Below are 12934 nucleotides of genomic sequence, written 5' to 3'. Positions count from 1 at the left end.
AGATTCGCTTATAGATCTATCAGATCCGCTGATAAAACATTCTTAACCTTAGGTTCGGTTTAAACTTCATTTTCCAAGTAAATTAGCCCTTATAATACGATAAAAACGATATCCTCTTTTATTTCCACTTGAAAAGTCTGTACTTGACCCTGGTCTGGGGCCTGAACCTTCCCATTTACTAACGAGATTTTCCAATCATAGAGAGGACAGTAAACATATGCACCGCTAACAAGTCCTTCAGAGAGGACGCCGCCCTTCGGATGCGGACTGCGGTTTTCTAGTGCATATACCTTACCATTTGATTGTTTAAAAAGTGCTATTTCCTTGTTATCAATTTTAATAGAGTAGCCGGCCCTTTCCTTTAAATTCGAATAGTTTGCTACTGGAATGCGGGTGATCGTTTCAATCATTTGGACTCACTCCCAACCGTGATGGTGTGTTTGGTGTAATATTTATCTTGAATTTCTTCACTTTGAATTGCTTCATTCCAAGGCTCGATGTACTTTTTCAATGTTTGATCCATTCGCTCGTTCAAGGCTTTACGAGTATCCTCATCTGCCAAGACTTCTTTTACATGATCTAGATCTACACGTTCCACCCATTTAGATGTCCGCTCTAAGTAGTTTGCTGTTTCCCGGTAGTATTGCAAGTAAGCACCGGTCATTTCCATGACCTCTGCCTGCGTTTTCACCGTGCATAATAGGTCACCGGGGCGAAGGTCAACACCGCCGTTTCCAGCGACATATATCTCCCAGCCGCCATCAATGCCCACGAAGCCAATATCTTTGATCCCTGCTTCAGAACAGTTTCTTGGGCAGGCCGATACGCCCATTTTTACTTTATGCGGTGTATCAAGACGTTCAAATTTCTTCTCAAGCTCAATACCGAGTGACATTGAATCCTGTGTTCCGTAGCGGCAGAATTGTGCGCCAACACATGTCTTAACTGTACGAAGTGTTTTTCCGTAAGCATAACCGGATGGCATATTAAGCTCTTCCCACATGCCTGGCAAGTCTTCTTTTTTCACACCGAATAAGCCAATCCGCTGTCCGCCGGTTAGTTTTACTAATGGAACATTGTACTTTTCCGCCACTTCAGCAATTTTTTTCAAATCAGCCGCTGTTGTGACTCCGCCGTACATTCTTGGAACAACGGAATACGTGCCATCCTTTTGAATGTTAGCATGAATTTTTTCATTTACAAGACGAGAATCACGGTCGTCCTTGTATTCATCCATGTGAATCATACCCAGGTAATAGTTAATGGCCGGACGGCATTTCGTACAGCCTTCCTCATTGTTCCACTCCAGTACGTTCATAACCTCTTTTACACTTGTTAAGCCCATCGCCTTGATTTCTGCCACCAATTCCTCACGACTTATAGTGGTACAGCCGCAAATGCTTGTTTTTTGCGCCGCGGCAGCATCGAATTGGTCACCAAGAGTATGTGCAAGAATGCTGCTGACCATTGGCTTACAGCGTCCGCAAGAACGACCGGCGTTTGTGCAATGACTGACCTGATCAAGTGTCGTTAATCCTTGTGTTTTAATCGCTTCAACAATTGCCCCTTTTGTAACCCCATTACAGCCGCATATTAGTTCATCATTTGGCATTGAGGCAATATCGTCGCTCGACCCGGTTCCACATTCTGTTTGAAAAATAGGAACTCCGCTAATATCTTCTTTTTTCGTCAACATTCTGAATAGCTTTGTACTATCCTTTGTATCGCCGTAAAGCACGATCCCGACAATCAAATTATTCCTTGTTAACACCCGTTTATAGATACCATCATATTCGTTAAAAATCATGATCGATTTAGTTGAACCATCTTCAAAAATTTCTCCTGCAGAGAAAAGGTCGACACCTGCCACCTTTAACTGCGTTCCGGTAACGGATCCTTCATACGGTTTCGCTTCCATTCCGCAAATCCGTTCTGCAAGCACTTTTCCTTGGTCATATAATGGGGCAACCAACCCATAAACAATTTCTCTATGTTCGGCACATTCCCCTACTGCGTAAACATGCGGTACACTGGTTTCCATAAAATCATTAACAACAATGCCACGATTGACGAAGATGCCGCTGTTTTTAGCGATTCCCGTATTAGATTTAATCCCAATGGCCATCACCACAAGATCAGCTTCGATTTCGGAGCCATCTTTAAAGCGCAGTCCTGTGACGCGTTCGTTTCCAAGGATTTCGACTGTTTCTTTTTCCATTAAGAAGTTCATGCCTTGGGATTCAAGTTCTACTCTAAGTAGTGACGATGCAATCGGGTCGAGCTGACGTTCCATAAGATGTGGCATTAGGTGGACAACATCCACTTTCATGCCTAGGTTTAAAAGTCCTCTTGCTGCCTCGAGGCCAAGGAGCCCGCCGCCGATTACCACTGCCTTTTTATACTGATCCGCAGATTTGATCATCATTTCACAATCCTTGATATCACGGAATCCTGTTACACCATTTTTTTCTGCACCTGGAATTGGCAGGATGAACGAATTTGATCCGGTCGCAATAATTAACTCATCATATTCAACTGTACGTCCTTGGTCGCTGATGACACACTTTGCCTCAACATCAATTTTTACAATGGTTTCACCTGTAAATAATTGAATGTTATTTTCTTTATACCAATCCAATGGGTTGATAATAATATCATCAAAATTTGTATCTCCCTGAAGAATATTCGATAACTTAATCCGATTGTAGTTAGGGTATGGTTCTTGTCCAAATATCGTAATTTCAAATTGTTCTGGAGACAGTTTAAGGATTTCTTCAATCGTTCTAACTCCAGCCATTCCGTTCCCAATCATCACTAATTTTTTCATATTTGGGTCGCTCCTATATGGTTATTATCTTCTTTTTTACGTTTAATAAGGTTTTCTTTATAGTTAAATTGTAATCCTAAGCGCTTGATAAATTTGTGAAGTACGTCACATTTCAACATATTATTGTGAATCGTTTCACATTATTGTCATAAAGCCTGCACCCCATTGATAATAGGAGTAATTGGAATAATCTAACATGGTAGAGGTGTTAAATGAGTAAACATACAATCTATAAAAATGAAAAAGGAAAAAAGATTATTCTTGATTTCTATGAACTATATTTAGAGAAACTTGAAGTTAATGTGGAAAGAGTTTTTGTGGAAACGTCATTCGGGAAGACTCATGTTTTAGTGACAGGACCAAAGGATGGACGGCCCATCTTTATTTTTCAAGGCGGAAATTGTATCAATCCAATGACATTATCGTGGTTCTTACCATTACTGCAAAATTACAGAGTTTTTGCTCCTGATACAGTTGGTCATCCCGGATTTAGTGACGAAAATCGCATTTCTGCTCGTGACGAGAGTTTTGCATGCTGGATATCAGAATTAATGGGGCACTTCGATATTGAAAAATCAGCGTTCGTAGGTCCCTCTTATGGTGCAGGAATAATTCTAAGGTTAGCTGCTTTTATGCCGGAAAAGATAGCTTGTTCCGTTCTAGTATCTCCTGCCGGAATTCAGCTCGGGTCTAAATTAGAGATGATTAGAAAAATCCTAGTTCCATTAATGCTGTTTAAACTAAATGGCTCAAGCAAGCAGATGAATAAAATAGCCAATATCATGTCAGATCACAGTATGAAAGAATTAGATAAAGAAATCATCGGGAACATTTTTCAATATGTGAAACTTGAACAAGAAATGCCGAAATTAACAGAGAAAAGGGAATTAGTAAACTACACGGCTCCAACAATGGTTATTGCTGGTCGTAAGGATATCTTTTTTCCAGAGGAGAGAATTCAGCAAGCAGCCTTTGAGATCATTCCTAACCTTACAAACTATGAAGCTTTCGATATGGGGCATTTTGCCTCTGAAGCGTATTTAATAAAAATAAATCAAGGAATTAAAGCATTTCTTGAATTACATTATAGTGGTGATGTATAAAACTTCGACAATATGATTTAGATTGGATCCGAGTATTGGCAGGATTAGTAGTTTAAGAAAATTTGTTAAAAAGAGTAGAAATAAAGCGAAAAAAGAGAGAAAAAACCCCAACTTGATTATGGATATTTAGTTCTTAAGCACCAAAAACAACTAAAAATATAAGCTGTTTTACTAGGAAATAAAAATAAGATACCCCAAAAGTCACAGAAAAAACCCCAATAGCTACCAATAGAAAAAGGTATTACGATATTTAATGTAATATTTAAAATTTTAAGAAAGGAATAGTTGATTACTAGTATTCTGAAAAGTTTATCAAAATTGGAAAGCGGGGGTCTTATGGCAATTAATTCATTCATTAAGAAAGCAGCTGCTATGGCGCTTTCAGCGGGCTTAATAATCTCACCTATTCATTCGGTACTTTCTACTGAAGCAATAGCAGCAGGGGCTGAACGAACGCCTTTAGCATTTCTTAGTTAATGGATTTTTTCCCTATAAGTTTCAGATCTTCTTCAAGGAATGATCCTTTTTATACAAATTTATCATTTCTACGGTACTTTTCCACGAGAAACGATGCGTAATGATTGGCTTCTTCGACATTGCCTTTTTCCATGTGAAAGTCGAACAGCTTTATCGAATAAGGTTCAATCATAAGAACATTTTCCATTTTTTCGAAATAAGGAAATGCTTCTTTTTCAAGGTAATGGTAATATTGTTCTTGATCGTTTTGAAGATTATATTTATGCAAATGGAAGTAATGTTTAAAGATTGTCTCGTTTATTTCTTCAGAAAGAGCAATACCCCTTTCGGCCAATTGGAGCAATTCTTCGGTTGATTTCAATCCTTGATTCGTTAATGCCTTTATATAGCCTTCCAAAGCGGATAAATAAATATCTGTGTGAGGGTCACTTATTTCCATGGATTGTTTATAGCATTCACTAGCTTTTTCATATTCTCCTTGGCGAACTTTCTGGTATCCGAGATTGTGGGTCAGCACTGCTCTGTGATGGTCTAATCCAAAGTTTTCGGTCAACTCGATTAATCTTTGATATTCCGTATCTTGTGGTTCGTAATACCCGTCCTGCTCTAATTCGCCCAGCATAATCATTTCTGCTTCAATCATACGCGTAATACTGCGTATTTCTGTGAAAAAGCGCAGGGACTTTTCGGCATAAAAATAAGCCAGTACTCGTGAATTGAGAGAATGATAGGCAAGTGCCAAATGATAATAGTACTCTTGGTTGTTGTAACAGGTTGGATCGATTCCTTGAAAATAAAAAATTGCCTTATTAAATTCATTATTTATTAATCTATTAATTCCTTTAATGTGAAGAAGCATGCTGTTTTCATATGGTGAAAGATCAGACCATTCGTCCATTTCAGCAATTAGAGATTTAGCTTGATGTTCCTGCCCTATAAATAAATAATATCTTGTGAGTACGAGCGTATAGGAACGATAAATATCCGGCATTTGCAGCAGAGCAACAGCTTCTAACTGCTTCTTTATATTCTCAGCCTTTGTGTTCAGTTTTAAAATGATCGATTCATGCCATTTTTTTAAAAGGGAGTCCATTCTAATGTAAGTTTTAATTTCTGTTTTCATATCAATGCCAAGCCGCTGTGACAGCAAATCTATAGTTTCCTTGGAGACTTCTGTTAATCCTCGTTCAATTTTGCTTATATGTGTACTCGAACAGATCCCAATTCCTAAATCCTTCTGCATCATTTTCTGACATTCACGATAGAATTTAATGATTTTTCCCTCTAGCATGGTGATCTCCTCTCTTCAGCCCGCCAAATGAAATATGTATGTTCTTATTCTACTAAAGAAAACCCCAACTCGTAATAATACATTCGAGTCTATAAGACTAATTTTTTTAAAAAAATTACTTTTTTTGAACTAATAAAAATTTTGTGAAAGAAAGTGCGGGTTAAAAGTCCTGAGCGAAACCCCAAGAGCTAATAATTTAGTCAGGTTTATTAAAGTAAGCTAATAGGTCATAAATAAGCTTAGCTGCAACATTAAATGTCAAAGAGGGCAAAAAACCTTACAATTCTATGTACCATAACTTTTGTTAAATGTCTATATTTCCATTTTAAGTAAAAGCTAAAGAATAAAAAAACTCGATTGGTATCAGCTGAAACTGATACCAATCGAGTTTAATAAATATCAAAGGATACATTTTTTATTTCTAGTACAAGTTTTTCGGCAGCATTGTTCTGCAAATGTTGATAAACAAATTTTCATGTTCTACTTGTAATATTTTGGATAACCTATACCACTCGCCTTGACTTCTCCTGTTACAGTATAGTTCCATTCTTTTCCTGTAACTTTCACTTATCGAATGGCTGTATTTTCAGGCTGAATATTGAATGTAAAGGAAGTAAATGGCTTCGAATGAACAAGTTTGTCATTTATTTTCCATACATTTAATATGGCTTTAACTGTATACGTTCCTGCAGGTACTCTCTTGCCCTCATTCGTTTTGTAATTCCACGTACTTTTCCATTGGATTTGTTCCCCGCTGTTTAACGACTTATGTTGAATCGCCTGTAAAAAAAATTTCCCCTTACTAAAATGATACACCAGTTCTCCTTGTGCATTATACACGGTATAATCATAAAACTGGCTTGTTGGAAACTCTATAAGCATTGGCTGATCGCTATTATTTTTAAACGTAAAAGTAAATGTGGCTTGTTCCACGTCTGCGATGACATCCCCATCCCATTTCCAATCTGTCATGTCTCTAACCTCCTTAGCTAAGGTTAATTGATTCCCACAAACAAAAATCATCCAAAAACAAAAGATAGCCATTCTCAAAGGTGATACTCCTTCCTAATGCATAGATGTATCCCTTTAGTATTGCTTAATTACTTTATAAAAAACCCATAACAATCTGTCTAGTTATAAGTTAAAAATAGCCTATCCATCATTTGCAGATGGATAGGCTATTAAACTTATCTCAAGCCATATGCCTTAATGACTTCTTGAGAAATTTTGTTGCCTAGATCATCCCAAGCAGTTGCTCGTAATGAAACATACTTAGAATTCTTCGGATTTTTGAACTTGGCTACCCACTTGTTATCGGCTGTACGCTCGAGTTTCACAGACTCCCACGACTCACCTTCATTAAAGGAAACCTCTAATGTCGCTCCTTCTACTTTTCCGTAGCCTTCTACATCAGCCCAAGTTGTTGCAACCAGTTTTTCAACTGATAGTTCGAGATTTGTAGGTGGTGCCGCATGTACGTTACCGTTCATATCGGTCTCAACTTTATAATCCAGTGAAAAGAGTGGGAGTATAGTAGTGCTTCTTCTTTTTTCAGACCAGAATGTCCATTCTGTATGCGTACTTAATGATGTATTCCAGAGATTCGGATCACGGTTTGCATCACTTACTAGACGGTATTGTGTTTTTTCTTCTGGGACGACTGGTATAAATAAAGTTTGTCCTTTTCCTTCTTTAATGAGGGTATCTCCTTGGTACAATTTAAGTGTTTGATTTTTTTGGGTTTCTGAACTGCTGACTTGACCGATACCATTTCCTGAATCTGCCCAAGCAGGGATATCGAAACTTAAAGAGTTACCAGAACGGTAAGGCGACCACGGGTAATAGCCATCTCCCAAGTGAGGACGAACTACTGGCGAGAAAAATTCTTCATCTAATTTTCCGCCTTTTTCATACGTAACAGCTGGATGGCGTACATTCCAGGAGCTGTCTTTGACTGTTGCACGATGAAGCCAAAGAGTATCTTTATCTACTGAAACCCACTCTGTTCGAACAGAAGGGAACAGTATTTGTTGATCCCAGCTTATCCCCGATGTAGAACCTTTACGAACATCAACACGCCACTCTATACCAGGTGCTTCACGATCTGATTTGTAACGCGTGTCGATCTCAACGAGTTCACTGTTAGATGGTGCATATTTTAAATTATTTGGAATCTGGTCATGATGACGATCGATCAAATCATATACATAGGGTGTATTTAGGTCACCTTCAACATGCAATTGCAGGTTACCAGAACGTAATTCTGCAATCACTTCATCGCCTTCACTCTTACTGATTCCAGCAACGGCAAGTGGGATTGACTTGCCATCTTCACTTCCTACCCACGCACCAAATTCCATATCTTCATTGTTTACGATAATCAACAGCTTTGCACCCGCTGCATGTGCTGCAGCAGCCTGCTGAGAAGGCGTAATATCCGTGTTAAGATCGACGACAACCGCTTTGCCTTTTGCTTCTAGATGCTCATAGTCAGCTGCTGTTCCTTTTCTTGCATAAACCGTAGATAGGTTATATTTACCTTCAAGGGGTGTACTTCCCCCCAATAGTAAATCATCTAACACTTTTCCTTTAAAATTGATCTCAAGGATAGGCTTTATTAATCGCCAGCGAGTCGAAAATTCGAATGTTCCTGTCGTAACTTTCTCTGTTGGGACAGCATACATTTTATCGAACGTTGGAGGATACAATACATTGAAAAAATCAATTTTCCGGTTACCAAGGGTACGGTAATAACCCATGCGCTGATAGAATGGTTCTGTATTTTTTGGTACATCGACTGTAATTTCTTTTGCTTCTCGAGCATCAAGCTCCACGGTTTGTGGACCGTCTAACTTGATTTCAGGATTACCAACTAATGCTACACCACTATGATCTGTTTCAGTATCCACTTCCATAAAAGACAAGGTTGCATACGTACCAGGTCGTAAACGAACTTCTGTTGTTCCGTTTACAGCTATAAGCTGGGATTCTTCTTTATTGTTATCGCTAAAAAGCCATACATTTGCAAGAGTCGGGTTACCATTACGGTCTTTAGCTTTAAGCGTTAGCGGATACCTCTCTTCTTCTTTCACCATGCCCATTGAAGTATGAGCCACTTGCTTGCCTTCAGAATCAGTTGCTGTTAGTTGCCCCTCATAACGACCGAAGTCGGCAAGCTTCGGATCTACTGTAACGGATACTGTCTTTGTACCGTTAGCTGGAACAGTGATTTGGTTTTCGGAAACCGTCAGTACACCCTCAGGTGCATTTTTGCCATTTGCATTTTTAAAATCAGCTTGGAGGTTTAGCGTAACAGCAGAATCGCTGTCGTTTGTATAGGTGACTGTTTTTTGTACAGGCTGTGCATTAGCGTTTGGCCACTTAAAAAAGCCGAAGAAAAGAGAACCAGTAGCACGAACAGTGCTGTGTGCAGCTGCAGATATATCCAATCGGCCTGAACCGATATGGTAAGGTGAATAATCTAATCTCTTAGACGTACTCATCAACGCATCTTTCAGTTGTGTTCCGTTCCACTCGGGGTTCTTTTGCAGAAGGATCGCAGCAGCACCCGCCACATGTGGGGCCGCCATGGATGTACCACTCAGACTCTTGTAAGATCCGCTTCCTGATGTTAGTCCAGATCGAGCAGCAACAATCCCAGCACCTGGTGCAGACAGATCAGGTTTCAATCCCATATCTCCAGAACGAGGTCCTTTTGATGAGAAATAAGCAATTTTGTCCTTCTTATCCACAGCACCGATTGTTAAAGCAGCATCTGCAGCTCCTGGTGAACCGATGGTTCCTTCACCTGCAAGACCATTGTTGCCGGCAGAAATAACAAATAGTGCACCTGTTTCTTCACTTAGTCTATTTACGGCTTGAGACAGCGGGTCTGTTCCGTCACTTGCCCCGCCTCCCAAACTCATGTTTACTATCTTGGCGTTATGTGCAGCCCATTCCATACCGTCAATAATCCATGAATCGAAACCGAATCCAGAGTTATCTAATACTTTCCCTACGAGTAAACGTGCTTCAGGAGCAACTCCTTTGTTCTTGCCTTCTGAAGCAGCGCCTGTCCCTAATACCGTTGAAGCAACGTGTGTACCATGCCCGTTAGCATCATCAGCTGTTTCTCCAGGTACAAAGCTTTTTACCTCGTCTATTTGATTTGCAAGATCGGGATGATTCGGATCGATTCCTGTATCAAGTACCGCTACCTTAACCCCCTTACCTGTAAAACCAGAATCCCAAGCCGTTGGAGCACCGATCTGAGGTACGCTTTGGGCTAATGTGGCTTCCACACGACCATCAAGCCAGATCTTTTCAATGCCCTGATCGAATACTGCTGTGTTAGATTGGTCTTTTGGGGAATCCTCAGGTACGATATCCTTCCAAAACTTCTTCGCCTCTTTTTTAGATGTTTCAAGAGCGGCACCATTAATACTTTCTAACTCACGAACCTTTTTTGCCCCTTTTGGATCGGCCTTCTTTGTTTGGAAGGCTCTTGCTACGGACGCTGTGGAATCTGTGTATTCTACGATAACTGGCATGGAAGAGAGACTTTTATCATCATAGCCGTTCTCTAATAATTCCGTTACATTAAACAAATCCTTATCCAGTTTTTCAGCAGCCAGATAAGGCATAGCTGAATTTGGTATGACATACGTATCTTCATCAATCGTTAACATTTGTACACCTGCACCGTTCTGATCGGCAGGTTCAACGTTTATGACACTCTTGCCGTTTTCTATCTTTTGAACCTTAACGACGTCGCCTGTGATCAAGGTAACCGTTTTCTCGTCAGATTCACTTAAACGATCAACAACAGCAGTATTCTCAAGTGTTTTTTCTAATGTCGTTTTATCATAGGCTTTTACGTTATAAAAGGATGAAGCAAGAACAACCGTAGATAAAGAAGCAGCTAAAAGCGTTTTTAATTTCATTTTTTTCACCAAACTTCCCCCTAGTAGATATGAATAAATTACAGTTGTTGAGAAATGTCTTAATGCAGGATTCGTTGTTGAATAGAGTAAATTAAGAGATTGCTAACAGGTTAAAAGGGACACCTCCTGAACCAATTACCGATTCTGTATCAGAGGCATGTAGTTTCTAGGTGTATATGAAATGAATAGATAACATTGAATTTAATAGAATTGTATATCTGTTAGACTGGGGTGATAATGGGTTTTTTTCTTGATACACCGTTATAAGCTTTTTTGAACGTCTAGGTGATGGAATTTGAAATGCTTTTTGATTTGGAGTTCTCTTGAAACAAATGTTTATTAAATTCAATAAGACCCCCACTTTCCAATTTTGATAATCTTTTCAGAATACTAGTAATCAACTGTACCTTTCTTATAATTTTGAATATTACATTAAATATTGTAATACCTTTTTCTATTGGTAGCTATTGGGGTTTTTTCTGTGACTTTTGGGGTATCTTATTTTTCTTTTCTAGTAAAACAGCTTTTATTTATAGCTATTTTTGGTGCTTAAGAACTGAATATCCATAATCAAGTTGGGGTTTTTTCTCTCTTATTTCTCTCTTTTCAATAATTTTTCTTAAAAATTCTAACACTTTCTTTGCTAATGAAGCGTTAGGTTTGTTCTTCTAAATCGGGCGCATTAATTGAATATGAAAATTCCGACAATGTTTTTTAAATAACAAGAAGATAAACAAAAAAAAGTGCAGAGGCTCTTAGTAATACACAAAAGCTTCTGCACACATTTATTAAAATAACTCTTATAGATTTAGGATTTTAGCAAAAAATTATTTTTTACTTACCTTACAATAAGAAGATGCAACCACTTATTACATTAAGCGGGTTGTTTATCCTTTTTGATTGCTGGTTGTGGTTTGACTAATGAATTGACCACAGGAACTAGTGTACCAATGATGGCAACAGGCACAATCTCCCATATTTCAATTGGCGGAGTGATAAGTATGCCCGTTTTATGGATGGCGAACAATGTAAGGAAGTAGGCCACGCTGCCTACGAGACCTGCAAACCAGTTGATCTTCCTAAACAAGAAAAAGCCTAGCGGAATCAAGATTAGTGTAATCGGTACATAGGATGTTGGATAACCTACTGCCGCAAAAATGGCTTTGCCGACAAATCGTAACAGGATATAAAGAACCGCTGCCGTTACCGGAATCGTAAAATCACGGCAAATTCGAATGATTAGGACTGTAAGTAATATAACCATCAGCACGGAATAGATGGGATAAACGAATTCTGGAATTCCGCCGAAAATTTGGGAAGCAGGATCCGAAATCAAATCAAGAATCTCCTGTGACGCAATGGATTTTCCATGGATGAACTGATCATATGAGATAGCTCCATTTTCCTGCTGCATATTCGGGAACATCAAGCATTCGAGCAGAAACATCGCGAACCACGTATGCATCGACTTCCAGGCCGGCTTAACATCCCGGGTATACATGTAATATCCCCGCCACACTCCAAATATCATGATAGCCGTTGCAATGTAATAAATAAAATGGGTCGGACTCCATGTAGTTAAATCAATCCCATAAGCAATATGGTAGGTAAAATCTAATGGGATTCCAATTAAAAATAATGCATATCCAATTGTAATCAGATTTCTTGAAAATTTATCCATGTATCGGGAGCGCCGCCACTCTTGAAATAACAGAACCCCCCCTAAAGCAAATCCTAACGTATTGACAATATGAGGAATGGAGTATTCTTCAAATAAATACTTAAAGTGATACGAAGCATCCCAAGCAGAGCCGATAAATTTCAATAAAAAGGCAATCACCCATAATCGGTAATATTTCAACGATTTCATCCCCTCTCCTGACCTTAACCCAGCAAGTCAAACGGGTCCCCAAAAATGGCTATCAGGATATAATTTATAGCTAAAGCAATCCCAAATGCGATTCCAGAAACGCGAACTTCTTTTTGAGTAAATAACTTATACATAAAAATAATTCCAGAAGTGACGACAAAGATATTACAGGTTACAAAAGTCCAAAGCAGGCTTTCACTGTGTGCAACTGCTGTTACATGCAACAAATATAATGGTATCAAATGCTCAATTCCTCCATAGATTTACTGTTTGTTAAATAGACTATGGCCATATACCCTGGAACGGTACTTCTTTATTTAAGACGTATTTCCCCCAAAAATGTTTCCGAATAATTAGCCTTTTCTATATTATCATTATTTTTAACGTTGTTGACTAGTATTTTTACAAAAAATTCTTGCATTG

9 protein-coding genes are annotated in these 12934 nt (G+C 38.8%); 2 read left to right on the top strand and 7 right to left on the bottom strand.

The annotated features are described in order from the left end of the window. Nucleotides 1-89 precede the first annotated feature (89 nt). On the bottom strand, nt 90-410 hold the full coding sequence (gene nirD, locus QNH20_RS02645) for a nitrite reductase small subunit NirD (RefSeq protein WP_283921383.1): 321 nt from the start codon (nt 408-410) through the stop codon (nt 90-92). Continuing rightward, the gene (nirB, locus tag QNH20_RS02640; RefSeq protein ID WP_283921382.1) at nt 407-2827 is read right to left on the bottom strand and encodes a nitrite reductase large subunit NirB; all 2421 of its coding nucleotides are present in this window, start codon (nt 2825-2827) and stop codon (nt 407-409) included. Before nirB ends, nirD begins: the two co-directional genes overlap by 4 nt. A gap of 212 nt (nt 2828-3039) precedes the next feature. Between nirB and QNH20_RS02635 the strand changes: the two genes are divergently transcribed. Together QNH20_RS02635 and QNH20_RS02630 are read left to right on the top strand one after the other, a co-directional pair. After that, nucleotides 3040-3930, top strand: a complete 891-nt coding sequence (locus QNH20_RS02635) for an alpha/beta fold hydrolase (RefSeq protein WP_283921381.1) — start codon at nt 3040-3042, stop codon at nt 3928-3930. Nucleotides 3931-4266: 336 nt separating this feature from the next. Beyond that, on the top strand, nt 4267-4407 hold the full coding sequence (locus tag QNH20_RS02630) for a hypothetical protein (protein WP_283921380.1): 141 nt from the start codon (nt 4267-4269) through the stop codon (nt 4405-4407). 49 nt (nt 4408-4456) lie between these two features. On the opposite strand, the gene QNH20_RS02625 is transcribed toward QNH20_RS02630, so the two are convergent. The 5 genes from QNH20_RS02625 to QNH20_RS02605 form a co-directional block, all read right to left on the bottom strand. Then, a complete protein-coding gene (locus QNH20_RS02625) occupies nt 4457-5698 on the bottom strand; it encodes a helix-turn-helix domain-containing protein (RefSeq protein ID WP_283921379.1) in 1242 nt (413 codons plus the stop codon). Nucleotides 5699-6265: 567 nt separating this feature from the next. Beyond that, entirely contained in the window at nt 6266-6670 is a 405-nt protein-coding gene (locus QNH20_RS02620) for a BsuPI-related putative proteinase inhibitor (protein WP_283921378.1), read from the bottom strand. A gap of 215 nt (nt 6671-6885) precedes the next feature. Further along, on the bottom strand, nt 6886-10641 hold the full coding sequence (locus QNH20_RS02615; RefSeq protein ID WP_283923333.1) for a S8 family peptidase: 3756 nt from the start codon (nt 10639-10641) through the stop codon (nt 6886-6888). 874 nt (nt 10642-11515) lie between these two features. Continuing rightward, nucleotides 11516-12511 carry a hypothetical protein gene (locus tag QNH20_RS02610; protein ID WP_283921377.1) on the bottom strand — a complete coding sequence of 332 codons (996 nt, stop codon included), beginning with the start codon at nt 12509-12511 and terminating at the stop codon, nt 11516-11518. A gap of 14 nt (nt 12512-12525) precedes the next feature. Next, a complete protein-coding gene (locus QNH20_RS02605) occupies nt 12526-12753 on the bottom strand; it encodes a hypothetical protein (RefSeq protein WP_283921376.1) in 228 nt (75 codons plus the stop codon). Nucleotides 12754-12934 lie beyond the last annotated feature (181 nt).

The organism is Neobacillus sp. WH10 (assembly GCF_030123405.1).
Taxonomy (GTDB): Bacteria; Bacillota; Bacilli; order Bacillales; family Cytobacillaceae; genus Neobacillus.
The sequence above is the reverse complement of the archived record's forward strand: the minus strand, read 5'-3'. Positions and strand labels throughout refer to the sequence as shown.

What these genes read in the sequence shown, in the direction of transcription:
- nirD (WP_283921383.1), bottom strand. Translation starts at nt 410, where the DNA reads ATGATTGAAACGATCACCCGCATTCCAGTAGCAAACTATTCGAATTTA.
- nirB (WP_283921382.1), bottom strand. Translation starts at nt 2,827, where the DNA reads ATGAAAAAATTAGTGATGATTGGGAACGGAATGGCTGGAGTTAGAACG.
- QNH20_RS02635 (WP_283921381.1), top strand. Translation starts at nt 3,040, where the DNA reads ATGAGTAAACATACAATCTATAAAAATGAAAAAGGAAAAAAGATTATT.
- QNH20_RS02630 (WP_283921380.1), top strand. Translation starts at nt 4,267, where the DNA reads ATGGCAATTAATTCATTCATTAAGAAAGCAGCTGCTATGGCGCTTTCA.
- QNH20_RS02625 (WP_283921379.1), bottom strand. Translation starts at nt 5,698, where the DNA reads ATGCTAGAGGGAAAAATCATTAAATTCTATCGTGAATGTCAGAAAATG.
- QNH20_RS02620 (WP_283921378.1), bottom strand. Translation starts at nt 6,670, where the DNA reads ATGACAGATTGGAAATGGGATGGGGATGTCATCGCAGACGTGGAACAA.
- QNH20_RS02615 (WP_283923333.1), bottom strand. Translation starts at nt 10,641, where the DNA reads ATGAAATTAAAAACGCTTTTAGCTGCTTCTTTATCTACGGTTGTTCTT.
- QNH20_RS02610 (WP_283921377.1), bottom strand. Translation starts at nt 12,511, where the DNA reads ATGAAATCGTTGAAATATTACCGATTATGGGTGATTGCCTTTTTATTG.